Annotated in this window: 23 protein-coding genes and 2 pseudogenes; 14 read left to right on the top strand and 11 right to left on the bottom strand. The window is 54.9% G+C overall.

Going from position 1 to position 23,987, the window contains the following annotated elements; genetic code table 11:
- Positions 1 to 71 precede the first annotated feature (71 nt).
- From C4J93_RS08220 to C4J93_RS08205, 4 genes are all read left to right on the top strand, one after another.
- Positions 72 to 896 carry an aspartyl/asparaginyl beta-hydroxylase domain-containing protein gene (locus tag C4J93_RS08220; protein ID WP_124429045.1) on the top strand — a complete coding sequence of 275 codons (825 nt, stop codon included), beginning with the start codon at positions 72 to 74 and terminating at the stop codon, positions 894 to 896.
- Between the two features lie 149 nt (positions 897 to 1,045).
- Complete coding sequence (ppnN, locus tag C4J93_RS08215) at positions 1,046 to 2,419, top strand: nucleotide 5'-monophosphate nucleosidase PpnN (RefSeq protein WP_124361832.1); 1,374 nt, start codon at positions 1,046 to 1,048, stop codon at positions 2,417 to 2,419.
- Between the two features lie 170 nt (positions 2,420 to 2,589).
- Complete coding sequence (locus tag C4J93_RS08210; protein WP_124361831.1) at positions 2,590 to 2,847, top strand: AbrB/MazE/SpoVT family DNA-binding domain-containing protein; 258 nt, start codon at positions 2,590 to 2,592, stop codon at positions 2,845 to 2,847.
- Positions 2,844 to 3,239 carry a PIN domain-containing protein gene (locus C4J93_RS08205; RefSeq protein ID WP_124361830.1) on the top strand — a complete coding sequence of 132 codons (396 nt, stop codon included), beginning with the start codon at positions 2,844 to 2,846 and terminating at the stop codon, positions 3,237 to 3,239. The genes C4J93_RS08210 and C4J93_RS08205 overlap by 4 nt, the downstream gene beginning before the upstream one ends.
- A gap of 26 nt (positions 3,240 to 3,265) precedes the next feature.
- On the opposite strand, the gene C4J93_RS08200 is transcribed toward C4J93_RS08205, so the two are convergent.
- Together C4J93_RS08200 and C4J93_RS08195 are read right to left on the bottom strand one after the other, a co-directional pair.
- Positions 3,266 to 3,595 (bottom strand): YXWGXW repeat-containing protein, encoded by a 330-nt coding sequence (locus C4J93_RS08200; protein ID WP_124361829.1) that lies wholly within the window; start codon positions 3,593 to 3,595, stop codon positions 3,266 to 3,268.
- Between the two features lie 132 nt (positions 3,596 to 3,727).
- Positions 3,728 to 4,627, bottom strand: a complete 900-nt coding sequence (locus C4J93_RS08195) for a DMT family transporter (RefSeq protein ID WP_124429044.1) — start codon at positions 4,625 to 4,627, stop codon at positions 3,728 to 3,730.
- A gap of 97 nt (positions 4,628 to 4,724) precedes the next feature.
- Between C4J93_RS08195 and C4J93_RS08190 the strand changes: the two genes are divergently transcribed.
- Positions 4,725 to 5,561 (top strand): LysR family transcriptional regulator, encoded by an 837-nt coding sequence (locus tag C4J93_RS08190; RefSeq protein ID WP_124403444.1) that lies wholly within the window; start codon positions 4,725 to 4,727, stop codon positions 5,559 to 5,561.
- A gap of 63 nt (positions 5,562 to 5,624) precedes the next feature.
- On the opposite strand, the gene mqo is transcribed toward C4J93_RS08190, so the two are convergent.
- A complete protein-coding gene (gene mqo / locus C4J93_RS08185; protein WP_124409328.1) occupies positions 5,625 to 7,271 on the bottom strand; it encodes a malate dehydrogenase (quinone) in 1,647 nt (548 codons plus the stop codon).
- A 482-nt stretch (positions 7,272 to 7,753) separates the two neighbouring features.
- On the opposite strand from mqo, the gene C4J93_RS08180 reads away from it, so the two are divergent.
- On the top strand, positions 7,754 to 8,941 hold the full coding sequence (locus C4J93_RS08180) for an MFS transporter (RefSeq protein WP_124429043.1): 1,188 nt from the start codon (positions 7,754 to 7,756) through the stop codon (positions 8,939 to 8,941).
- A 100-nt stretch (positions 8,942 to 9,041) separates the two neighbouring features.
- Here the strand turns inward: C4J93_RS08180 and C4J93_RS27340 are convergent, their stop codons facing one another.
- Positions 9,042 to 9,260, bottom strand: coding sequence for a hypothetical protein (locus C4J93_RS27340; protein WP_124429042.1), 219 nt, complete (start codon positions 9,258 to 9,260; stop codon positions 9,042 to 9,044).
- A 146-nt stretch (positions 9,261 to 9,406) separates the two neighbouring features.
- The gene (locus C4J93_RS08170; protein ID WP_124429041.1) at positions 9,407 to 9,772 is read right to left on the bottom strand and encodes a DUF6124 family protein; all 366 of its coding nucleotides are present in this window, start codon (positions 9,770 to 9,772) and stop codon (positions 9,407 to 9,409) included.
- Positions 9,773 to 10,467: 695 nt separating this feature from the next.
- On the opposite strand from C4J93_RS08170, the gene C4J93_RS08165 reads away from it, so the two are divergent.
- Positions 10,468 to 11,229: a hypothetical protein gene (locus C4J93_RS08165; RefSeq protein ID WP_124429040.1), complete on the top strand. Its 762-nt coding sequence runs from the start codon at positions 10,468 to 10,470 to the stop codon at positions 11,227 to 11,229.
- Positions 11,230 to 11,725: 496 nt separating this feature from the next.
- Here C4J93_RS08165 and C4J93_RS08160 read toward each other — a convergent pair whose 3' ends face one another.
- Both C4J93_RS08160 and C4J93_RS27215 read right to left on the bottom strand, forming a co-directional pair.
- Entirely contained in the window at positions 11,726 to 11,998 is a 273-nt protein-coding gene (locus C4J93_RS08160) for a colicin immunity domain-containing protein (RefSeq protein ID WP_124429039.1), read from the bottom strand.
- Entirely contained in the window at positions 11,995 to 13,989 is a 1,995-nt protein-coding gene (locus C4J93_RS27215) for an S-type pyocin domain-containing protein (protein ID WP_218566851.1), read from the bottom strand. Before C4J93_RS27215 ends, C4J93_RS08160 begins: the two co-directional genes overlap by 4 nt.
- Positions 13,990 to 14,442: 453 nt before the next feature.
- Here C4J93_RS27215 and C4J93_RS08150 point away from each other — a divergent pair.
- From C4J93_RS08150 to C4J93_RS08140, 3 genes and pseudogenes are all read left to right on the top strand, one after another.
- Positions 14,443 to 14,684: pseudogene (locus C4J93_RS08150) on the top strand (CopG family ribbon-helix-helix protein).
- Positions 14,685 to 14,709: 25 nt separating this feature from the next.
- Positions 14,710 to 14,803, top strand: a pseudogene (locus C4J93_RS27335) (type II toxin-antitoxin system RelE/ParE family toxin); the annotation flags it as partial.
- Positions 14,804 to 15,438: 635 nt separating this feature from the next.
- On the top strand, positions 15,439 to 17,835 hold the full coding sequence (locus C4J93_RS08140; protein WP_164485238.1) for a nuclease-related domain-containing DEAD/DEAH box helicase: 2,397 nt from the start codon (positions 15,439 to 15,441) through the stop codon (positions 17,833 to 17,835).
- Positions 17,836 to 17,979: 144 nt separating this feature from the next.
- Here the strand turns inward: C4J93_RS08140 and C4J93_RS08135 are convergent, their stop codons facing one another.
- The gene (locus tag C4J93_RS08135; protein ID WP_124429037.1) at positions 17,980 to 18,288 is read right to left on the bottom strand and encodes a BrnA antitoxin family protein; all 309 of its coding nucleotides are present in this window, start codon (positions 18,286 to 18,288) and stop codon (positions 17,980 to 17,982) included.
- Between the two features lie 53 nt (positions 18,289 to 18,341).
- Positions 18,342 to 18,473 (bottom strand): BrnT family toxin, encoded by a 132-nt coding sequence (locus C4J93_RS27615; protein ID WP_372238172.1) that lies wholly within the window; start codon positions 18,471 to 18,473, stop codon positions 18,342 to 18,344.
- A gap of 208 nt (positions 18,474 to 18,681) precedes the next feature.
- Here C4J93_RS27615 and dusA point away from each other — a divergent pair, with 208 nt between their 5' ends.
- The 4 genes from dusA to C4J93_RS08115 all read left to right on the top strand — a co-directional run bounded on the left by dusA (position 18,682) and on the right by C4J93_RS08115 (position 22,247).
- Positions 18,682 to 19,668 carry a tRNA dihydrouridine(20/20a) synthase DusA gene (gene dusA, locus C4J93_RS08125; RefSeq protein ID WP_124429036.1) on the top strand — a complete coding sequence of 329 codons (987 nt, stop codon included), beginning with the start codon at positions 18,682 to 18,684 and terminating at the stop codon, positions 19,666 to 19,668.
- A gap of 281 nt (positions 19,669 to 19,949) precedes the next feature.
- A complete protein-coding gene (gene tal / locus C4J93_RS08120) occupies positions 19,950 to 20,876 on the top strand; it encodes a transaldolase (protein ID WP_124414132.1) in 927 nt (308 codons plus the stop codon).
- Positions 20,877 to 21,099: 223 nt separating this feature from the next.
- Entirely contained in the window at positions 21,100 to 21,408 is a 309-nt protein-coding gene (locus C4J93_RS27330; protein WP_256658866.1) for a transposase, read from the top strand.
- Positions 21,405 to 22,247, top strand: coding sequence for an IS3 family transposase (locus tag C4J93_RS08115; protein ID WP_305955298.1), 843 nt, complete (start codon positions 21,405 to 21,407; stop codon positions 22,245 to 22,247). Before C4J93_RS27330 ends, C4J93_RS08115 begins: the two co-directional genes overlap by 4 nt.
- Positions 22,248 to 22,322: 75 nt before the next feature.
- On the opposite strand, the gene rssC is transcribed toward C4J93_RS08115, so the two are convergent.
- Together rssC and rssB are read right to left on the bottom strand one after the other, a co-directional pair.
- Complete coding sequence (gene rssC, locus C4J93_RS08110; RefSeq protein ID WP_003172602.1) at positions 22,323 to 22,805, bottom strand: anti-sigma factor antagonist RssC; 483 nt, start codon at positions 22,803 to 22,805, stop codon at positions 22,323 to 22,325.
- On the bottom strand, positions 22,805 to 23,986 hold the full coding sequence (rssB, locus tag C4J93_RS08105) for a two-component system response regulator RssB (protein WP_124361818.1): 1,182 nt from the start codon (positions 23,984 to 23,986) through the stop codon (positions 22,805 to 22,807). The genes rssC and rssB overlap by 1 nt, the downstream gene beginning before the upstream one ends.
- Position 23,987 lies beyond the last annotated feature (1 nt).

Here is a 23,987-nt window from a genome sequence, read left to right as displayed (position 1 = left end):
GCCTGCGCGCGCCATAAAGCTCTATCATGACGAAATTGTTTCATTATGTTTCAGGCCTGGAGCCGCGTTTCATGAGCAAAAATGCCGTGGGTAAAAAGCTGATATCCCTTGCCTGGGTGCTCGGCGTTTTACTGTTTATCGCCTATTTTCCGCGTACCAGCCTGGCGTTTTTACTGCTGGTGGTGGTTTGCGGTCTGTATGACTTCCTGCGTAATGGCCTGTATGACCGCGCTACCATCAAGAAATATTTCATCGGCAACGGCCGTAACACCTGGATCCTGGCGCCGTTCAACACCCTGTTCGACCTGCTGAGCCGCCGCAACCGTCATGTCTACACCCTGGACGACCTGCCGCCCGCCTGGCGCGAAGACCTGCAACAGGTCATCGACGACGCCATGGCCCGCAAGGAAGAAATCATCGGTTACTTGGACGCACGCATGGCCGAGAAGAAACGCGGCATGTTGTTTTTCCAGTGGTACGGTCGTCCGATCGAAACCGCCTTGGACATCCCGCAACTGCGCAAGAAACTGCCATTCGTGAAGACCATCGGCGTTTCGGTGTTCAACGAGAACCGCTCGACGTCCTTCCATTTCGGCCCGTTGCGCATGATGTTCCGCGTGCTCTACAACATGGCGCCGGCGCCGCATCACGAGGGTGTGTATATCCAGGTGGGCAAGCACAAGCACTACTGGCACGACGACCCGCTGTTCATCTTCGATGACACGCTGATGCATGCGTCCTTTAACAAGAACGATGCGAAACGTTACTGCCTGTTCATCGATATTGTGCGACCGACCCCGGTGCCCTCCGTGTTGAACGCCGTGATCTCGGGGTTTGCCGGCCTGGTGTTCACCCTGCGTCGGGTTTTCTACAAAAACTGGAAGCTGATCCAGTAAGTTCTGCGGCATGATGGTGCTGGACGGTATTTGCACTCGGCCTTGTGCGTGAGGTAAATAACCGTCTCGTGCGACCGTATACGGCGCGCCTCATTCTCAAGCCATTGCGCCTTTTGTAGACGCGATGGCTGTGCTTTCAAGGAACCAGAATGCCCCAACGTCAAGTGATCAATGCCTCCGTCAGCCCCAAGGGCAGCCTCGAAACCCTGTCCCAACGTGAAGTCCAGCAACTGAGTGAAGCCGGCAGCGGCAGCATCTACGCCCTGTTCCGCCAGTGCGCCCTGGCGATCCTCAACACCGGCGCGCATATCGACAACGCCAAGACCATCCTCGACGCCTACAAAGATTTCGAAGTGCGTATCCACCAGCAGGATCGCGGCGTGCGCCTGGAACTGCTCAACGCCCCGGCCGATGCCTTCGTCGATGGCGAAATGATCGCCAGCACCCGCGAAATGCTGTTCAGCGCCCTGCGTGACATCGTCTACACCGAGAACGAGCTGGACAGCCAGCGCATCGACCTGAGCAACTCCCAGGGCATCACCGACTACGTGTTCCACCTGCTGCGCAACGCCCGTACGCTGCGCGCGGGTGTCGAACCCAAGATCGTCGTGTGCTGGGGCGGCCACTCCATCAACACCGAAGAATACAAATACACCAAGAAGGTCGGCCACGAACTGGGCCTGCGCAGCCTCGACGTGTGCACCGGCTGCGGCCCCGGCGTGATGAAAGGTCCGATGAAAGGCGCGACTATTTCCCACGCCAAACAGCGCATCACCGGCGGCCGCTACCTGGGCCTGACCGAGCCAGGCATCATCGCCGCCGAAGCGCCCAACCCGATCGTCAACGAGTTGGTCATCCTGCCGGACATCGAGAAACGCCTCGAAGCCTTCGTGCGCGTCGGCCACGGCATCATCATCTTCCCTGGCGGCGCCGGTACGGCCGAGGAATTTCTCTACCTGCTGGGCATCCTGATGCACCCGGACAACCGCGACCTGCCGTTCCCGGTCGTGCTGACCGGGCCCAAACATGCGGCGCCTTATCTGGAACAACTGCATGCGTTCGTCGGCGCGACCCTCGGCGAAGCGGCGCAGAAGCATTACCAGATCATCATCGACGACCCGGCCGAAGTCGCGCGCCAGATGACCGCAGGGCTCAAGGCGGTCAAACAGTTCCGTCGCGAGCGCAACGACGCATTCCACTTCAACTGGCTGTTGAAGATCGACGAAGGCTTCCAGCGCCCCTTCGACCCGACCCACGAAAACATGGCCAGCCTGCAACTGACCCACGCGCTGCCGCCCCATGAACTGGCGGCCAACCTGCGTCGCGCGTTCTCGGGGATCGTGGCGGGTAACGTGAAGGACAAAGGCATTCGTTTGATCGAAGAAAAGGGCCCGTACGAAATCCACGGCGACCCGGCGATCATGAAACCGCTGGATGAACTGCTAAAGGCCTTCGTCGCCCAGCACCGGATGAAATTGCCGGGCGGAGCAGCGTATGTGCCGTGTTACCGCGTGGTGCAGTGAGCCAGCGGCGAGCCGTCATAGTTTGTATCGGTTTGGCGCGTGATCACAGGTGTGGGGATCGAGAGTTCGGACTAGGGTTTTAGTACCGACTCACCCACTTCTGCGAGCACCCTATGGACCAACGGATATTGTCCTCGATCACTCCTTACCCTAAGGTAAGGAGCATCACGATGGAGGTCTTCACTATGGCAACCGCCACACTTACTTCAAAAGGGCAAATCACCATCCCTGTCCAGGTCAGGACGGCCCTCGGCCTGGAAACAGGCGACCGGGTGGAGTTCGTCGAAATGGAAGACGGCAAGTTTTCCATGATCGCCGCGAGTAAAACCGTCACCGACCTCAAGGGGCTGATTCGCAAGCCTGCCACTGCCGTGTCCATCGAGGACATGAACCGGGCCATCGCGGCACAGGGAGCAAACGCGCGATGATCGGCCTGGATACCAACGTGCTGGTGCGCTATGTCACCCAGGATGAGCCCGTTCAATCCGCCAAGGCGTCGCGACTGATTGAATCATTGAGCGCCGCGTCACCGGGCTTTGTCAGCCTGGTGACCCTTGTGGAATTGGTATGGGTGCTGCAGGCCTGCTACCAATCGGCCAAAAGCGATGTGGTGATGGTGCTGGAAACCCTGTTGCATACGCGCGAGCTCACTGTCGAGCACGCCGATGTCGTCTGGCAGGCACTGCGCAAGTTCGTTGCGAACAAAGCAGACTTCGCCGACTGCCTGATCGAACGCTGCGCCCACGCGGCCGGCTGCGAGTACACCGCCACCTTCGACCTGAATGCGGTCAAGGCAGCGGGCATGAAACGGATCGGCTAGGCCATCTTTTGGGAGGGGCCGCTCGGTCAGCGAACCCAACCACCGCCCTGCCAATGATAACCATCGTTGCGCTGCACCCAATGCGGATGCACATAGCGATAGCCCACGCGTACCGGCTCCCAATGGCCGTGCACCGCTACATAGCGCCCGCCTTCCCAGCGCCAGTAACCGCGTGACCAGATATAACCTTCGCGCACCGCCGGCTCGACTTCGATCACCTGCACCGGCGGCGGTTGCGGCGCCACGACTTCCACATACTCACGTTGTACCGGCCGGCGCTCATGCACGACGCGCTCTTGCACACACCCGGATGCCGCGACGACTACCGCCGCCATTGCTGCATAACGTAGCAACATACAAAACCCTCGGGCGTTAACGCCCTGTACTTGCATCAGAAAGAAATCCCCTGTGTTCCAGCCGGGCTCCTGCCTGGGCTTGAGTTATTTTTTAACAGGAGATGTCTGTCAGATTGCTGAACCCTCAAGGTCTCAGGTCGTACAGGCGACGGTCGGTCGCTTCAGGCGCAACAACAGTAACCCGGCAATCACGACGGCAATGCCGGCATAGGTCGAAACATGGATTTCGTCGCCGAACATCAGCGCCGCCCATACCAGGGTGACTGGAGGCTCCAGATAGACCAACGCCGCAACCCGAGTAGCCGTCATCACGCGCAGCAGCCGCCAGAGGCTCAAGTAGGCGGCAAAGGTGGAAAACACCGTCAGCCACACAATCGAAACCAGTACGTCGACGTCATGGGGAATGCTCAAGGTATCGGTATAAAGCACCGCGCCGGTGAAGCCGATCAACGTCAGCAGCGATTGGATAAACAGCGGCATGAGCAAGCCGGCCTGCGTGCTCTGCTGCGAACGGCGCTCGTACAAGGTCGCCAGCGTCAGCCCCAGCGCCGAGACCATTGGCAGCCCATACATGGCCAGGCCAACTTCTTTGCCACTGTTGCTGTACTGCCCGGCGATCACGATCGCTACGCCGACAAAGCTGACCATGAGCCCCACCCATTGCCAGCCGCCGCTGCGCTCAGTTGCGCTGCCCGTCGACAATGCGGCTGTCATCAACGGCTGCAGCGCCGCGATGATCGCCGCAATGCCCGGCGGCAAACCGTTCTGGATCGCCACATAGAGGCAACTCAGGTACAGAAACTGCGACAGGCAGCCGATGATGGCGTAATGGCGAATCTGCGCCCAGGTCACCTTCAGCAACCTGACGTTCAAGAACGCTCCCAGACACAGCGATACCAACAAAAATCGCCAGAACAGCAGGTTGAACGCCCCGCTGCCTTGTGTGCCCAACTTCGCGCCGATATAGCCCGAACTCCATGACAGAACAAACGCCCCTTGCAAGAGCAGCAATCCCAGGGTTGATCGCTTCATGCAGCCTCCAGCCTGTGTAGTTGACTTCAAGGCTAGGGAAGGAGGACTCTTCTGTATATTTGAATAACCTGCATTGCCAATCCGCATTAGTAGAACCATGGCCAAACAACTGAATATCGATCTGTTGCGCACCTTTCACGCCGTCGCACGCTTTGGCCGCTTCAACGAAGCAGCCGAGCATGTGCACCGCAGCGCGTCCACCGTGACGACGCAGATTCAGAAGCTGGAAGACCAAGTAGGCCAACGCTTGTTCAGCCGCAGTAACCAGGGCGTGGATCTGACGCTGTACGGCAGGAAACTGTTGGGCGAAACGACCGAATTCCTCAAAAGCCACGACCGCCTGCTGATCTCGCTGATGCCCCAGCGCATGCAGGGCAAGATCCGCCTGGGCGTGCCCGACACCTACGCACCCGCCTTCATGCACAAATTCCTGCCAGGACTGATCGCCGACAACCCACTGCTGGAACTGGAAATCGAAGCGCGCACCAGTGGCGAACTGTTGAATCTGTTCACGGCAAACCAGTTGGACCTGGTCATCACCGTCAGTGCACACCCACTGGCACAGGGTGAGCGCCTGGGGCCTGTGCAACCGCTGTGGGTCGCCGCCGAGCAGTTCAGTTACCCACCCAACGCGCCGCTGCCGATCACCGTGCCTATCGCTGGTTGCCCGTACCGCGCGGCGGCGTTACAGGCGCTGAAAGATCACGGGATTTACCATCGCGTACTGCTGGAAAGCCCCAACTCATCAGCGGTAGAAGCTTGCGTGCGCAGCGGCGTGGCCGTGGGCCTGATGGAGGAGAGCCGCATGGGAGAAGGGCTGAGGCAAATCACGCAACTGCCGGCCCTCCCCGCACAGCATCTGTATCTGCTGTGCGACACCGCTAACGCGCTGGCCCTGCATCTGTACGAGCAAGTCAGGCACTTCAGGGTCTGAACGCCGCGCACAAAAAAGCCCGCTGACCGTCACCGGTTCAGCGGGCTTTTACTTGAGCGTTGCTTACAGCGCCAGATCAGACGCCGGCTTGCCTGGCTCAGCCGCAGGCTTGGCAGCCTCGGTGGCCTGTGGAGCCGTCAGTTGCGGAATCGCTGGCGGTGGGGTCAGTTGCAGCACACCGGCGGTGTAGGCCCATTCCTTGGCAACCGCTTCAGGGCTGTCGTTCAGTTTGGTGCCGTAGCTTGGCACGATCTGGTGCAGTTTTTCCTGCCAGGCCGGGCTTGCAACCTTGTCCTTGAACACCTTTTGCAGCACGGTCAGCATGATCGGAGCCGCGGTAGACGCGCCTGGCGATGCACCCAACAGGCCGGCAATGGAGTTGTCGGCGGAGCTGACCACTTCGGTGCCGAGTTTCAGGACGCCGCCCTGCTCTTCGTCACGCTTGATGATCTGCACACGCTGGCCGGCTTGCCACAGGCGCCAGTCGGATTGCTTGGCGTTCGGGAAGTACTCTTGCAGCGCCTTGAAGCGGTCGTCATCCGACAGCATCAGTTGGCCGGCGAGGTACTCGACCAGCGGGTATTCACGAATACCGACTTTGGTCATTGGCCAGATGTTGTGGGTGGTGGTGCTGGTCAGCAGGTCCAGGTACGAGCCTTCTTTCAGGAACTTGGTGGAGAAGGTCGCGAATGGGCCAAACAGGATCACGCGCTTACCATCCAGCACGCGGGTGTCCAGGTGCGGAACCGACATCGGCGGCGAACCCACCGATGCCTTGCCGTAGGCCTTGGCCAGGTGTTGCTCGGCGATGGTCGGGTTATCGGTGACCAGGAACGAACCGCCCACCGGGAAGCCGGCGTATTCCTTGGCTTCCGGAATACCGGATTTTTGCAGCAGGTGCAGGGCACCGCCGCCGGCACCGATGAACACGAACTTGGCGTCGGTTTCAGTCTTGGTGCCATCTTTGAGGTTTTTGTAGCTCACACGCCACGAACCGTCTTCGTTACGGGTGATGTCCTGCACTTCGCTCGACAGTTTCAGGTCGAACTTAGGGGTGGTCTGCAGGTGGGCAACGAACTGGCGGGTGATCTCGCCGAAGTTCACGTCGGTGCCGATCGGGGTCCAGGTGGCCGCGATTTTCTGGTTCGGGTCACGCCCTTCCATCATCAGCGGAACCCACTTGGCGATCTGGGCCGGGTCTTCGGAGTACTGCATGCCGGCGAACAGCGGGCTCGCCTTCAGCGCTTCGTAGCGTTTTTTCAGGAACTTGATGTTGTCATCGCCCCACACGAAGCTCATGTGCGGAGTGGAGTTGATGAACGAACGCGGGTTCTTCAACACGCCCTGCTGGACCTGCCAGGACCAGAACTGACGGGAAATCTGGAACGCTTCGTTGATCTCGACCGCTTTCGGGATCTCAACATTGCCGTTCTTGTCTTCCGGGGTGTAGTTCAGCTCAGCCAGGGCCGAGTGACCGGTACCGGCGTTGTTCCAGCCGTTGGAGCTTTCTTCGGCCACGCCATCGAGGCGCTCGACCATTTCCATCGACCAGCCCGGTTCCAGCTCGTTGAGCCAGACACCCAGGGTTGCACTCATGATGCCGCCGCCGATCAGCAGCACATCGACTTTCTTTGCCTCTTCCGCGTGAACGGACGTGATCCCCATCGACAAAGCCAGCCCCAGCAGGGCAGTGTTTACTTTCTTAAACATCAGTAGCACCTATGATAAAACGCCATCCGCCCTACCGCCCCTGATCATGGGTGACCCTCGATCACGCTACGCCAGGCAACGTACCGCGGGGCCTACACATTCACATGAGGACTGCAGGGTGGGCACACAAGGCCGATGGATCGACCTCACTGTTATGTCCCTTCTGCGCTGACTTCTTATCATTATTGGCTTCAGCTACCTGGGCGACAGCCAACCGCTGGGACGTATACGGGTGTACGCACCAAGGAAAGACTAGACCAAGACGGCGCGCAGAATATCACGCCAAACCGCGTTTATGCGCCGTTTGGCCAATTGACACCTTTAAATCGCGGGTTTTCTCGCGAAGGTGTCAAGGCGGCCAGCCGCGACCTGGGGTCACAGGCCCGGAACTCTCATGCGCCTGGCTGTTCTAGACACCCTCACCGTCCCATGCGTAGCATCGGCGATTGTCTTTCGTACACCTCATCCAAACAGAGCCATTCATGTCTACCCACCCAACACCCGGGCACGTCCTGCCCGCGCGCAGTGCCGCCAAAATGGAAGCGGCCATGGCCGTGGGCGCTTTCGCAATCGGCACCGGCGAATTCGCCATCATGGGCCTGATGCCCGACATCGCCCAGAACCTGGGCTTGAGCGAGCCGCAGGTCGGCCACGCCATCAGCGCCTACGCCCTGGGCGTGATGGTCGGCGCCCCGCTGCTGGCGATCCTAGGCGCCAAGCTGCTGCGCAAACACATGCTGTTATTGCTGATGGGCCTCTATGCCCTCGGCAACCTCGCCACCGCCTTCACCCCCACCTTCGGCTCGCTGGTGGCCTTCCGCTTTATCAGCGGCCTGCCCCACGGCGCCTACTTCGGCATCGCCGCCGTGGTCGCCTCCAGCATGGTGCCCAGCGACAAACGCGCCGGCGCCGTGGCCCGAGTGATGATGGGCCTGACCCTGGCCATGCTGCTCGGCAACCCCATCGCCACCTTCCTCGGCCAACACCTGGGCTGGCGCTCGGCGTTCGCCCTGGTCAGCGTGATCGCCCTGTGCACCATCGCCCTCGTCTGGCAATTTGTGCCACACCGTCACGATGAAGAACGCAGTGACCCGCGCAAGGAACTGCGCGCCTTCACCAAACCCCAAGTGTGGATGGCGCTGTCCATCGGCGCGATCGGGTTTGCCGGGATGTTCTGCGTATTCAGCTACCTGGCGCCAACCATGCTGGAAGTGACCAAGGTTTCGCCGCAATGGATCCCCTTCGGCCTCGCCGCGTTTGGCATGGGCGGCATCATCGGTAACATTGCCGGCGGCAAGCTGTTCGATCGCATGCAATTTCGCGCGGTGGGCTGGATTCTGGTGTGGTCGATGGCCGTACTGATCTTCTTCACCTTCGCCGCCAGTTCGCTGTGGAGCGTACTGCTGGGCATCGGCCTCGTCGGCACCATGATCGCCTTGGCGGCGCCGTTACAAATCCGCCTGATGGACATCGCCCACGAAGCCCCAAGTTTGGCGGCGGCGTCCAACCACGCCGCGTTCAACCTGGCGAACGCACTGGGGCCGTGGTTTGGTGGGATGGCGATTACGGCGGGGTTTGGCTGGACCAGTACTGGCTACATCGGTGCGGTGACGGCCCTGATCGGATTGGGCATCTACCTGGTTGCGCGGCGCATGAAGGGCGGCAACTAACACCACAAGTCTCGCGCCGATCATAGATCCAATGTGGGAGGGGGCTTGCCCCCGATAGCAATAGGCCAGTCAATACACCAATAACTGCCCCACCACCCCATCAATCATCATGCAACAACCCCGACCCATACTCCCCATAACTGCTACCCAGCCCACTGCCACCAAAATTCATCCTGGTGGCTTTGCTGGGGCTGTGGTCACCGAATGCCTGGCACCCTCCTGAAAAGCACGGGTCACTGCTCACGGCGGGTGAAGATGAACAAGCGCTCAACAGCAACGTGCCGGTGATCATCACGACTTTGACGAGGTTCGAAATCATAGTCTCAGTTTCCTGTGGGCTAGAGGCGCTGGGGTCCTCTCTTGCAGGGAATCGTAGACCTCAGCGCCACAGGGAATTATGAAACTTCGCTGCGAGACAGCATGAGTTCAGGTTGCCGCCTTGGGGTAAGGCGGCAGGGTTGGTTGTCAGGCTTTGACTGGTTTGATTACAGGCGCAACTTGTTCTTGGGCTCGGTCTACGAGGAGCGAACTCAACTCGATTAACTGCTGAATGCCCAGGGCGATGGCGCGTTGGGAGTCGTCGAGGTCGAACGCCAGGGTGGCGGCCATTTCGTTGGCGGATGCTAGGTTTTCGGCGGCGTTGGCGAGGAGGGTTTCGGGGTCGATGGTTGGGTTGACGAGGAAGAGGTTGCTGCTTGGGCGCTCGGCGGGGGTAGCTTCGTCGGACGGGGGCAAGTGATGATTGATTGCCCGCTGGGCTGCGGCTTGAAGCTTGGGATCAGAAGATGCAGCGTTTGAAGCATAAGGCGGATTAGGTGTGACCTTGTACATGGCGAAGCTCCTTTAGCGTTTAAGGAACTGCCTATCTCACTTCCACATGAGGGGTGGCAGCTGTACGCAGGTGTGGAAGACCAGGGCTAAAGGACCCGGCGCACCGAAGTGCCCCGCGCACAGCCGCCATAAGCAATCATACAGACGTAAAAAAACGCCGGTAGGTGTTTATGGGCGATTGAGCGCCTTCAGCTTGGTCGGACTTCCACATCCGGCCGCTGGATTGGCAGCGGCTTGAGGAGGTTAGCTAGGGGTGGTCTGAGGGGCAAGCCGAGAAGAGTGTGGGATATTTCCTAGAAATTTAGACCTGTACACAAGAGACTGCTTTATCCGTTGCACCGATGATGGATTGGAACGATTAAGAGCAAGGGCCTTTAAAACTAAGCCTTACAGCAGCAGCCATTTCGCCCGTACCAATTTAGTAACACCAATACCTATCTCTGGCGAAGCCTCGCTATCGATTACGGCGTTTTCAGCAAGCTGAAACCGCCATACGCATATTGGTAATACAGTTGCCTACTATTGAGGTGCGACACAATAAGTGGGCAATGTGCCACCTCACATGAGAGAATCTCACACTCAAGCACCCTGGCGCCTACAGGTCGTTCTTGACGGAGAAACCTTCCTCCCCCTCGTTTCCTCCGTGATGCATCGATGGAACATGAGAATTACTTTCCGATGGAGCTCTCGCATTAATGGAACCCAAAACCCTACTGACACGCTTGTTTGATTTGACATCCTTGCTAGCGAGCAACGCCTTTACTGCATGCGCCGCAGCAGTGATCGCTCTAGATAGCTCTACAGGTGAACTGCAAAAAGTCTTTTTCCCGATTGATGAATTAGCTGATTACGCGCTCTACTCACTCTTAGCATGTGTTACTTTGGCCTTTGCCCTATGGGCATGGCGCTCTTATCAAGTTAGAAAGTTAATGACCGAGGATGGTTATAGATCGTTTCCTCGATTCAATGAGAAACCTTGGGATTCGGTTACTGATCCAGTTTTGCGAATGCGGATACTCCAAGCCAAAATCACAAAAAACTCGGACATGCAAACTTTATGTCTCGGAATCTTTTTAATGGCCGCAGGCATGATTGCAGCTATGTACCTCAGTAACACCGGTCTGACATCTGACGGTTTAATAGCGAACAAAACCGCTTATATTGCGTATTTCTTTCCCGCCGCGCTTATCTGCTTCGCGGTATTGGGTATCAAGTTGTTTTTAAACGGTCTAAATCTAAAAAGCAAAGATAGTAAATGGATCAGTCTTTCCTCACGGGCGCCTAAGGCTTCAGATATAAAACCTGGCTTCGCTCGGGACATCGTCCTCTGCCGCTCTCCGAACGTTCAGACCAAATGGAGGGGAACTCATCGCGTTGCCTACATCGTCGGCTTCCCAGACTATCTGCCCCCGAAGAGCAAACGCGAAGGAATTGAGTGGACATTTATTCCACAGTAGAAGCCAGGCGGCGTCACCCCAGCTAGCGTATGGCTGCGTCTTATACCCAAAACGGTAAATACTGTTGTGGCACAGTTAGACGCAGAACTTGTCGACATGGCCAGCTATGGATCTACCGCTTCTGGTCACAAGCTTCACCCTTTTCAGCGATGGATTAGAACTGCTAATTCTGTAGGCCTAAAATATCGGGGTCAGACCTACATCCGGCGGTAAGATCAGAGAGTAAAAGCGAACGAACCACCTCCTGATACACCTAGCGATGACTTGCCGATTCAAGCCAGCGCTCCACGGTGTAAAGTGCCCCAAAACGATCCACCATTGAGACCGCCATGAATGAGATCTCTCTAAACCTCCCCGAAGACCTGTCCAACGCTCTCGCCGACTTGGCCAGTCAGAATAGAAGGTGTAATAAAGTGGCAATATTCTAATAAAGAGGCAATATTCAGACAATAGAAAGCCCAGCTTTAGCTGGGCTTTCCATACAGGTATTGAGAAATTAACTTAATTTGAATTTTTCTAAAGTCGCTTTCACCTCACCTCTCAAACCGTCCTCGTCGAGTTCGCTCACCCTGCGGTCAAGGTCGGGATTGTAGCTATCAGCAAGTACAAATATGCTTGATGCACACTCTGATAAATTAACATCATCGTCTTTAAGCTTATCCGCATCACGCTCATCGCTCCACTTTGAGATATAAGGATCAGCGAAAGCTTCGGCAGATAAGCTGCCAGCTACAAACTGCTTTGCGAGGTCGATCAGTTCGAGACTCATTGTAGTACTCCTTTTTCCACATAGTTTTTAAATTGTGGAGTGTTTGGATCAAGCTTCCAGCCCGAGACAAATTTTCCTTCTTTATCAAGGATAACTGCATTGTTTGTTTTTGGGTTAAAGAATACTTTTGAACCCTCCTCTCGTTGATAAGTTCCTTGGGGATGCGTATCAGCATCAGCAAGATGCTCATCTATAGCATCCCTGAGCTTTGTTAACGTCTCCGTATTTTTACGAGTATCCGTTATACCAAAACTTTTAGCATGTTTGAACTTTCTATCTAGCTGTTTACGCGTAAATATCCCCGAATCCAAAGGTTCGCTAAACATCACGTAAACCGGTGCAATACCCGAATCCGCTGGAAACCAGATGATCAAGTCCTCAGAGGTCGTGATTACACCCGGATAAGTCTCAGCCGTAACCGTGATCGTTTCTAACGTAGTGCCGGTGTAAACCGGGATTTCTGGAGGGACCGCAGGCGTTGTGCTCGATGGGTTCTCACTTCCCGGCGCTGCTGCCGGTGTCCAGGTCAACGTAATCGGTGGCTGGGCAGAGATTGTACTGGGGAGGACTACCTCATAGAGCCCTGTTGTGGCATTCAGCGTTGCCGCCCGCACAGGAACCGCCTGGGGTACATTCACACCATCAGCACTGACTACTGAAATGAGTGATCGATCACCCTTGGCTTCGTTGGTCAAGCGCCATGGCAATTCGATGGTGCCTTGAGCCAACGCGATGCTTTGCAGGTCGGTGCCTGGAGGAAGCCCCAACTGTTCGGCCGGCAAACCCAGTCCATAACGGATGCGATCAGGTGTACGATCCTGCGCGTCATTCGCGGTGGGGCTGGAGTACAAACCTAGCGTCACGAATGTAGCAATGTACATGCCCGGACCTACTAAAAGGATTCGGCCAAGCTCAGCAATGCCATCGGCAACAGCCTTGGCCAGGGCGGCAGCACCTTCACCGACTTGAATCAGACCTTGCCCCGAAACAGTGATCGCGGTGGCATTTGCAGGCATGACCAATGTGCCGGCGGTCCTGAATACCGCCTGCCGAGCGGCTTGCTGTTGGGCCACCCGTTGTGCTTCTGCCGCGACCCTCGCGGCCTCGGTGGCTGCCGCTTCAGCCGCGATCCGCTTAGCTTCCGCCTCTGCTGCTACCCTCGCGGCTTCTGCGGAGGCTGCCTCATCAGCGATACGTTTGGCTTCGGCCTCAGCGGCCAAACGGGCGATTTCAGCCGCAGCCACTTCGTCTGCGATACGCTTAGCCTCCGCCTCTGCCGCAAATCTCGCTGCTTCAGCAGCGGCTGCCTCGTCAGCCACGCGTTTCGCTTCAGCCTCAGCTGCAACCCTTGCGGCTTGCGCAGCTGCCGCCTCATCGGCAATACGTTTGGCCTCGGCGTCTGCGCGTGCTTGATTAGCCTGTGCTTGAAGGTTCTGCTTCAGGGCATTCAAATAATCGATCTCGCGGTTGCTGTATTTCGCAGCATACGCAGCCTCAAGTGAGGCGTACCATTCTCTATAGTTCTGTTCCGGAGGATAATTTGTCCTCCCCCCGCTGATTGCACTTTTAATAAATTGCATAGTGGGGAAACGAAAGAAGTCTCCGTAATAGTACTTATCAGCCTCCGCCTTTTGAGCAGCGTACCCCTGTGTTTTTTGAGCGATTAGCGTATCTACCGAGCGAATGTGCTTTTCAATTTGCGCTACTTCACTTTCGGAGTCGTCTTCATTTTTTTCTATGGCGTTAATACTTTCTGCTATAGAAGTGGGCATCGACAGAAGTTTTGCTGCAACGCTTGCCTCTTGATCATTAACATTTTGAGCAATGATTGGTGGGTATGTATTAATTATTGTGGCAATGTTTAGCTGTCCTGCAGGACTAAATGAAAAATCGCTGCTATCGCCCCCGCCACCTCCAAATGTCTGAGGTTCATATCTATTAATAACGTTGACTTCAATTTCTGGAAGATAAATCGTATCGCCATTAGGCATAGTGAATTTCCTTTTCGCTAGGGCCAGTATAAATGCTCGGTATATCTCAATAGGATGGAGGTTGATTCACCCGTTACCTTACTACGCTCTGACGAACGGCTTCGGCTCTGGGACTTTCTGTCTTTGAGAAGCTCAACGGACAAAATTCCATCTTCTGCGCTTCTCATTCTGTCGCCCTAATACTGTATGCCTATACAGTATTCAAAGGCAACAAAAATGCACTTATGCATATTTCAACCGACAAGCGGTAGTGGTCTATTCGTACGATACGGCTGCGAGCTACCGCTGGGGTGACCATGAAGGAGATATCGGGGTCAGACCACGATACCTCTGGCTGTGAGTTGGCAGAGAAAATCAAACGATCCCCCCAGATAGCCTCCACGACGACTTGCTGATCCAACCCAGCGCTCCACGGTGATAAGTTGGCCTCAACTGTCCATCGTCGAGATTGCCATGATTGGAATATCTTTAAATCTGCCGGAAGACCTATCCAATTCTCTCACTGACCTCGCCAAAACCACCGGCCAGACTGCGAACTACTTGCGATGGATGTTCTTCGCGACTACATTGAGCATGAAAAAACGCTGACCGCTCAGATTGAGCTGGCGGTAAAAGACGCCAACGAAGGCAAATTCGCCACCGATGACCAAGTGGCGGCCATGCGCGCTAGGCGCTGGAGTCGGAACGCGGGTTGAGTGACTTGAAAAAGCACTCAAAAATCTGGAAGACGAAGCGAACTATATCGCTCTCGAAAATCCAAAAGCCGCTGGCGACTTTCTCGGATGCCATTTTCGCCAGCGTCGACAGACTGGCTTAGTTCCCTTCCATGGGACGCGAAGGTCGGGTAAACATACCCGCGAGGGGTATCGGGGTCAGGTATCGGGGTCAGACCACGATATCCGGAGCAAACGATTCACTCCCAGACACATCTCACGACGACCTGCTGATTCAACCTAGGAATTCCTCAGGGGCCGACCCGATATCTCCGTAGCATTCGTGAGGCGAAACAGCGGGATGAGGCGGCCGGCCAAGCGGCGTTTGCCGCCCATCCAAGGAATGATGAGAATGACCATAAGCGCAAGCTCAGAAATCCAGCGTAGCTATACGATTTACAATTGCCAATAAAAAAGCTTCTGACTGGACGATAAAAACTTAGCCCCTAGAATCTCTCCTCAAGCGAATTGGTCAATGATGAGAGTCGAGCGATTACGATTCAAAAAAAGCGCCTGACACACCGCAAGAGCTTAGAGCTTAGAGCTTAGAGCTTAGAGCTTAGAGCTTAGAGCTTAGAGCTTAGAGCTTAGAGCTTAGAGCTTAGAGCTTAGGGGAAATCATAATACCTATGCAATAATCAAAAGCACACACACTTAACATTGTATTTTTATTGATACGGACAATCACATGGCAATAATGCATCCCCCTCACGGACCAAAATACAATGACAGCCACGTGGCAGAACCGATTGTTTACCGGTTACTTAAAGACCAGTTAGACAACGACTTCCAAATTATCCATAGTATTCCTTGGCTATCTTCATTCATACATGAGTTACACGACAATAAAAGCCCTGTTGGAGAAATTGACTTTCTCATATTGCACCCTGACCTTGGCGTTCTTGCGCTTGAAGTAAAAGGTGGAGTACTCGGACATAACTCATCGGGCTTTTATTACAGCAATACAAGCATCGACCCGGTCGCGCAGTTAAACCGTGGTATATTTGCCATTCAAGAGTGGTTAAGAAACAACGGTGTGCGAATTAAAATAGGACGTGCTTATTTTTTTCCTGGCTCAGAAATGAATGCTTCAGAGCTACCTCCTAGCGTGGTGGACAATTACCATCTACCCCCTATCAAATTGATACTGGACATCAATGACTTAGATCGGGTTAACGAAAAAATACGCTCAATTATGAGCTACTTTAAAAAAAACTTACAAGCTACCCCCATCAGCAAGTCCGCTATTGAATCCATTATTGGAATGTTAATTCCAAGTGCTAGCTACGCTCCTTGCTGGCACTCAAGAATAAACAGCGACAATAAACTGTGGCTTCGACTGACACCCGAACAGCAAGAGTGCATAGAGTGGACGCTGAAAAATGATAGATTCTTAATTAGTGGTTGGCCAGGCACGGGAAAAACAGTTATAGCAGTAGAAACCGCTCGCAGACTTTCTACTGCAGGACAGTCAGTATTATGCATTACGTTCAACTCACTTCTTGCTCAAAAGCTGTCAAAAGAGTTGATACAACATAATAATACTCAAGCAACAACAATATACTCCCTGTGTTCAAAGGCCTCTTCATACAACGGCGAAAAAGCAGACTTCACATCAGAGTGGTTTGAAAAACAAGCAGCAACAAGCCTAAAAAAAGCTTGTGGACGAGGCTTTATAAGTGAGTACTCAACTCTTATTATTGACGAAGGCCAAGTAATCCGCAAAGAATTTTGGGAAATATTGATTAAACATTTCTCCACTAAAAAGATCATTGTAATGTGTGACGCGGCTCAAGCGTTCCCGTATGAGAAACCCGTGAGCCTAATGGAGATAGAAGGTTATCTTCAGCAACAAGCATTTTTTCTTACCGAAAGTCTTCGGATGCCAAAGCGCGTCTGTGAGCGCTTAAAAACCTTCCAACAACCAACTCACTCCATCACAAACTCAAGACAAAGCGATGAAGACACTCTTACGGAGATAATTACTGGCAACCAGAAAGCCACATTACGTCAAATAATTGATCAAATCCTATCTCAGGGATTATTACCTCAACATATAATTGTGCTGACACCATCTAACATGGCCGTTCACCAAAGCATAGTGCCTCAGGGTGTGAAAGTAGAATCTATAGGGCGTTTTAGAGGGTTGGAGAGCCCAGTTATCGTCATACTAGCAGCTACTGACATGTCAAACACGGAATTCTTTTGCGCATACTCACGTGCCACATCACGCTGCATCGTAATTCTAGATGCACATGATGTAAAAAAAGGTAAATATGAAAACCTAGGAAAAGTACTTTACTTAGAAAAAAAGGACCAAATCGAATCAGAAGCATCTAAATCACTGATACAGACATTAATTGAAAGCCAACCAACTACTGAAATCACACCACAAAATGATATTTTTTTCATGGCTTGGTCAGAAATCTGGCACGCTTATATATTGCCCGTTCAAACGTGCGAACCTACAAGGTTATTGCTCGAAGCCTTTTTCATCCATTCAAACACGCCAAATATCTACACATGGGCGCCAGACTCAAGAAACACAATTATCCTGATAGGTGCAGAGAAAAGCGCTTACCCACAACATCTAGAGTTAAAACACTGTGAAACATGTTCAGAATTAACACCCCATACAATTGGAGTTTTAACCACCAGCACATGCAACGCCTGCATACATATTGACGATGAACGGGATGCAGATTTCGAACGCCAAATAACTAAAACAATAAACATATTTACCATGAGAGAAAAATATCCTGCAGAGGTTATTAATTCCCTGCCTTCCCAAATATATGCAATTGGCGCTCTTCACAAAAGTAGGTATGAGACAACTCAAAACGAACTAGTAACGGCTTTTACTCAATTAAGCCTTGAAGGCAGAGTAGCTATGGCACTGGTAATCAGAGAACTCACTATCGGCTATAGGAATAACTGCACAGAATTCAAAGTTGGTGAAGTTTCAAAAAAAACGTACGACTGGAATAAAGACCTTGAAATTTTCACGCGCCCTCAATGGCAAGGCTTTATCAACGATGCTTTTGTAAAATTAGAAAATAATGGAATCGTCAATAAAGGGGCGAAGGGAATCAGAAATATACGAACTGAAAAGTTTATACTAAAACAAATTTAGTAAAATTAGCATCACCTATTATGAATGGCAAACACATGAAAATGGGGACGAATTTATTTATACCATTGCCGAGACAGAGCTAATCACCAGGCAGTAAAAAGCCGCCTTATCGGCGGCTAATTGTCTTAGGCATGATCTTCGGCACTAAGCCTTCAGCTCATCCGGTGTGTGCGTCTTGAGCCAATCAGCCAAAGCGGCGTTCATTCGCGTTTGCCAACCCGGCCCAGAAGCCCTGAATTTCTCCAGCACCTCAGCATCAAAACGAACATTAACGTGCTCTTTAGTGGCTACCGACTTTGGCCGGCCACGCTTTGGCTTGAGCATTTCCTTCGCCTGAGCTTTGCCAAACAATCCCACAAGCACCTCGCTGGCTGGCTTGGCCTTAGCAAAGTCCTCGGCCGACCATTCGGGGTTTGCCGTATCGACCATTTCAGGACTGGGTTTCTTGGTCATAATTTTTGACCTCTCGTTTGTTAGCTTTACGAAAGCTGATGACGTGGACCGCGTCACCCCTGTCGGGTAAACACTACGACATGAAGCCGATCCCCTATGTACTCCATCGCCCGATAACGACACTCGACGTAGTCGAATCGATCATCCTCCAGGATCAAGGCCGTAGACCATTCAAAGGCTCGCACCAGCGCAAATGGAAGACTACGCTCTGAAACGTTGCGAGCGTCTCTCGCCGGGAACAGTCGCCAACACAAGGTTTACGTCGAAACCCTAACCGGCACGCGCTCCAGGTGTCACTGGAGATTAAGTAACTAGCCGTGAGAACCCGCCAAGTACCTGGCAAGCATCCCTGATAAACTACGCCCCATTCGCCTCGCTAACTCAGATCCCCCCATGCCCCTACAATCCGCCCCACTCTCCCGCCGCTTCTCCGTCGCCCCCATGATGGATTGGACCGACCGTCACTGCCGTTTCTTCCTACGCCTGCTCTCCAAGCACACCCTGCTCTACACCGAGATGGTCACCACCGGCGCAATCCTCCATGGCGATCACGAGCGCTTCCTGCGTCACAACGAAGCCGAGCACCCGCTCGCGCTGCAATTAGGCGGCAGTGTCCCCGCCGATCTGGCCGCCTGCGCGCGTATGGCCGAAGCGGCCGGTTACGATGAGGTGAACTTGAACGTCGGCTGTCCCAGCGACCGTGTGCAGAACAACATGATCGGCGCGATCCTCATGGCTCACCCTGCCCTGGTGGCGGACTGTGTGAAGGCGATGCGCGATGCGGTGTCGATTCCGGTGACGGTGAAGCACCGTATTGGCATCAATGGCCGGGACAGTTATGCCGAGCTGTGTGATTTTGTCGGCACGGTGAAGGACGCGGGTTGCACCAGTTTTACCGTGCATGCGCGGATTGCGATTCTGGAGGGGCTGTCGCCGAAGGAGAATCGCGATATTCCGCCATTGCGCTATGACGTGGCGGCGCAGTTGAAGCAGGATTTCCCGGAGCTTGAGATTATTCTCAACGGTGGGATCAAGACGTTAGAGCAGTGCCAGGAGCATTTGCAGACGTTTGATGGGGTAATGCTGGGGCGGGAGGCTTATCACAATCCGTATCTGTTGGCGGAGGTGGATCAGCGGTTGTTTGGCAGTGAGGCGCCGGTGATTGGCCGGGCGGAGGCGTTGGCGCAGTTGCGGCCTTATATTGCTGAGCATTTGGCCAGTGGTGGGACGATGCATCACATTACTCGGCATGTGTTGGGGTTGGGCACTGGTTTTCCGGGGGCGCGCAGGTTCAGGCAGTTGTTGTCGGTGGATATTCATAAGGCGGCGGACCCGTTGGCGTTGTTGGATCAGGCTGGGGCTTTGTTGGAAGGGCGGTGACTGGTTAGCTTGCAGAGGGTCAGATAGTTTTGGATTGACTGATACGTTGCTATCGGGGGCAAGCCCCCTCCCACATTTGGTGCGGTGTGTGGCCATGAAGGCGCTATCGGGCAGTTGGGTTGAACCTGGCGGCGGTTTTGCCCTCCTATTGAGCAGTACGACCGCCATTCATACGGCTGTTTTCAGGTTGTTGCCCTCGCAAACGACCTAACGCATTTGCGCCCTTGAGCGCCTGCCAGCGCTCGGGTAATGTCATCAGACCCACAGGACAGAGCACGCCCATGACTTCCAAGCTGGAACAACTCAAGCAATTCACCACCGTCGTAGCCGATACCGGCGATTTTTCTACCCTCGCCAAGCTCAAGCCGCAAGACGCGACCACTAACCCTTCCCTGCTGCTCAAGGCTTCGTCGATCTCTGGCTATGCCAAGCTGCTGGATGAATGTGTGCAGGACTGCAACGGTGACGTGGGCCTGGCCAGTGACCGTTTCGCAGTGGCGGTTGGCCAGGAGATCCTTAAAGTCGTACCGGGCCGTATTTCCACTGAGGTGGACGCCCGTTTGTCGTTTGACGAAGACGCGATACTCAAGCGTGCGCACCGTCTGATCGATCTGTACGACAAGGCCGGCGTTAGCCGTGACCGTGTACTGATCAAGATCGCGTCCACCTGGGAAGGCATCCGCGCAGCGGAAAAACTGGAAAAAGAAGGCATCCAGACCAACCTGACGTTGCTGTTCTCCTTCGCCCAGGCCGTGGCGTGCGCTGAAGCAGGTGTGTTCCTGATTTCGCCGTTCGTGGGCCGTATCTACGATTGGTACAAGAAGGCCAACGGCAACGACTACACCGGTTCCGATGACCCGGGCGTGCAGTCAGTGACGCGCATCTACAACTACTACAAGGCCAATGGCTACAAGACCGTGGTGATGGGTGCGAGCTTCCGTAACCTGAGCCAGATCGAAGAATTGGCCGGGTGTGATCGCTTGACCATCAGCCCGGATTTGCTGGAGAAGCTGGCGGCCGATGAAGGCAAGCTGGAACGCAAGTTGGCGCCAGGGCACGCCGGTGAAGCGCGGGTGCATATGACTGAAGCGCAGTTCCGTTGGGAATCCAACGAAGATGCCATGGCGACTGAGAAGCTGGCGGAGGGGATTCGCCAGTTTGCTCGGGATCAGGAGAAGCTGGAGGCGTTGTTGTCGGCCAAGCTGTAAAAGCGTAGGCGGCAAAAAGGGCGGCACCTTGGCGGGTGCCGCCCTTTTTTGTGCCAATTTCAAGCCAGGCACAGATCCATTGTGGGAGGGGGCTTGCTCCCGATGGCAGAGTGTCAGTCAGCTTGTTCATAACTGACACACCGCTATCGGGGGCAAGCTGAACTGGCCTAATGATCCCGGACACCTCTTAAGGGCGATATGATTCGCCCAATCAGGAGGTTCCATGCAACAGCGAAAGACCTACACCCACGAGTTCAAGCAACGTGCTGCAAGCATGGTTCTTGATGATAACTGCTCAGTTCCCGACGTCTGTGCATCGATGGACGTTGGCCCTACGGCTCTGCGCCGCTGGGTTGATCAGGTTCGTAAAGAGCGTCACAAAGGGCAGCCAGTGGCAGGTACCAAGGCTATCAGCGACGAACAGCGAGAGCTTCAACAGCTACGAGCCAAGGTCAAGCGCCTGGAGAGTGAGGCTGAAATCTTAAAAAAGGCTACGGCTCTCTTGATGTCGGATCCCGATCGTTTTTCCTGATCGAGGAACTGAGGGAGTCGAGTTCATATCCGACCAGCCTGCTTTGCAGTGCGCTAGGCGTTTCCCGCAGCGCGTTTTATGACTGGCTTAAGCGTCGCTCAGCGCCAAATACCAAGCGTGACGCGCTTAGAGCAAAAGTCGTGCAACTGCATGTCGAAAGCCGAGAAAGCGCAGGTGCACGGATGATCTCTCAGCACTTGAAGGCCCAGCAGATCAAGGTAGGTCGGCATCTGGCCGGAAAACTTATGGCGGAGGCAAATCTGGCCAGCAGACAGCGCCGCCGCCATCAATATCGCTCTAGAGGCGTTGAAGCATTTGTGGCCAAGAACCTGCTTGAGCGTAACTTCGAGCCAACCGCAATTAATCAAGTCTGGTGCGGCGACGTTACCAGCCTAATGGTTGGGAAACGCTGGTATCACTTGGCAGTGGTCATTGATCTGTTCGCCCGCCGAATCGTTGGCTGGGCGTTTTCTCTGATCAATGACGCCAACCTGGTTAGCAAGGCGCTGAGAATGGCGGTGGAGGTTCGAGGCAAACATGCAGGCTTGATGTTTCATTCGGATCAAGGCTGCCAATACACCAGCCAGCTCTTTCAGTCCGCGTTGCTGGAGTATGGGATAACCCAAAGCATGAGCCGCAGAGGGCAGTGCTGGGACAATGCACCAACAGAGCGTTTCTTCGGGACGCTCAAATCAGAGTGGGTGCCCACCAAGGGCTATATGACAGTTGAAGAAGCCAAGCAGGATATGACCAGCTTCTTCATGCGATACAACCGAATCAGGCTCCACAGCTACAACAACTACCTGTCGCCAATAGCCATGGAGCAGGAGGCGGCTTGATCACCGTAATCGGTGTCCGGAAAAACTTGACCAGAACAAGCCCCCTCCCACATTTGATTGCATTTCAATTAGCGATCAGTGGCGTTCCAGGGCGTTGACGAGGTCGTGGAAGGCTTCGCGGTTGGACTCGTTCAAGCCCATCAGGATCTTGTGCGCTTCCAGCACCTTGACCCGTACGACTTCCTCGGACTGGTCCTGCGAAGGCAGGTCGGTCAGGCATTCCGGGCACGGGATCGGGCGGTCAACGATGTTGAAAACCTGGTCGAAGCCCATGGACTGCAGGAGCCGGGTGATGTCTTCGTGGGTGGTGACGACGGTCGGCAACAGGCCAACCTTCTGCCGAGACAGAATGGACAATTTGGCCAGCAGGCCCAGGGTGGTGCTATCGATGCTGCGGGTTTCGGTCAGATCGATCACGATCGCCGAGAAGTTCAGCGCTGTGAAGATCCGCTCAATCGTCGCATCCAGCGCCGAACACAGAGTCAGGCGCACTTCACCGACAAATTTCAGGACGAAGGTCCCGTCTTGCTCGGCGAATTGGATTCTTCCGGTACTCATCAAAGATTCCTGCTCAACACCAATAGGGCGATATCATCCGGCATCTCCCCTAGCGTGGCCAATCCAAAAACCTGCCGCAGACCATCCAGGCTGCCGCCCGCCGACTTGACCTTTTGGGGCAAGGCGGCTTCTTTCTCTTTGAGTGTAGGCTCTGGAAGAAGGTCCAGGATACCGTCGGACATCAGCGTCAGGCTGAAAGTCGGCGGCAGTTCCAGGATGTGGTCTTCGTAGGTGGCTTCATTGAACAAGCCCACCGGCAGGCCACGCCCTTCCAGGTAACGCACACTGTCAGGAGTGTATAGAACCGGCATCGGCAGGTGACCGCCAATGCTGTAGGTCAAAAGACCGGTTTCTTCATCGATCACGCCGCCGACCATCGTCACGTGCTTGCCCAGCTTACAGCTGATCAGGCCCCGGTTGATGTGGCCCAGCACCTCGGAGGGGGTGAACTCGGGCAAGGTACCGTTGCGCTTGGACTCGAACAGCAACCGCGTCGTCATGAACTTCAACAACACGGTGACGAACGCTGAGGACGCACCGTGGCCGGAGACGTCGGCCAGGTAGAACGCCACACGCCGCTCATCCACTCGGAAATAGTCGACGAAATCACCCGACAGGTACAACGACGGGATGATCTGGTGGGCAAACTTGAATTCGTCAATGGTCCACGGGCTGACCGGCAGCATGTTCATCTGCACCTGGCGACCGGCGTTCTGGTCTTCCTGGAGCAGGTTCAGGCTGGCTTCGAGCTCGCGGTTGGCGGTCTCGAGTTTTTCGCGGTAGCGCTGGTTTTCCAGCAACAGCCGGGCACGGTCCAGGGCGCGGCGCACCGAGTGCTCCAGCACGGCCAGGTCTTCCAGGGGCTTGATCAGGTAATCGGCGGCGCCCAGGCGCAGGGCTTCAACGGCGTCATTCATGACCCCGGCACCGGACACGACAATCACCGGCGTCTGCGGAGCACGCTCGGTCACCTGGCGAATCAGCTCGAGGCCGCCCATTTGGGGCATGCGCAAGTCGCAGATCACGAGGTCGGGCTTGTCGCGCTCGAATACCTGGAGACCCTGTTGGCCGTTGCCGGCCTGCAGGACGCTGAAGCCACTGTCTTCCAAATAGGCCGCGAGGCTCGCGCGCACTACTTCGTCGTCATCGATTATCAGCAGCGTGGCACTGGTTTTTTGCATG

Origin of the sequence: Pseudomonas sp. R2-37-08W, assembly GCF_003851705.1 — a bacterium.
GTDB lineage: Bacteria > Pseudomonadota > Gammaproteobacteria > Pseudomonadales > Pseudomonadaceae > Aquipseudomonas.
The sequence above is the reverse complement of the archived record's forward strand: the minus strand, read 5'-3'. Positions and strand labels throughout refer to the sequence as shown.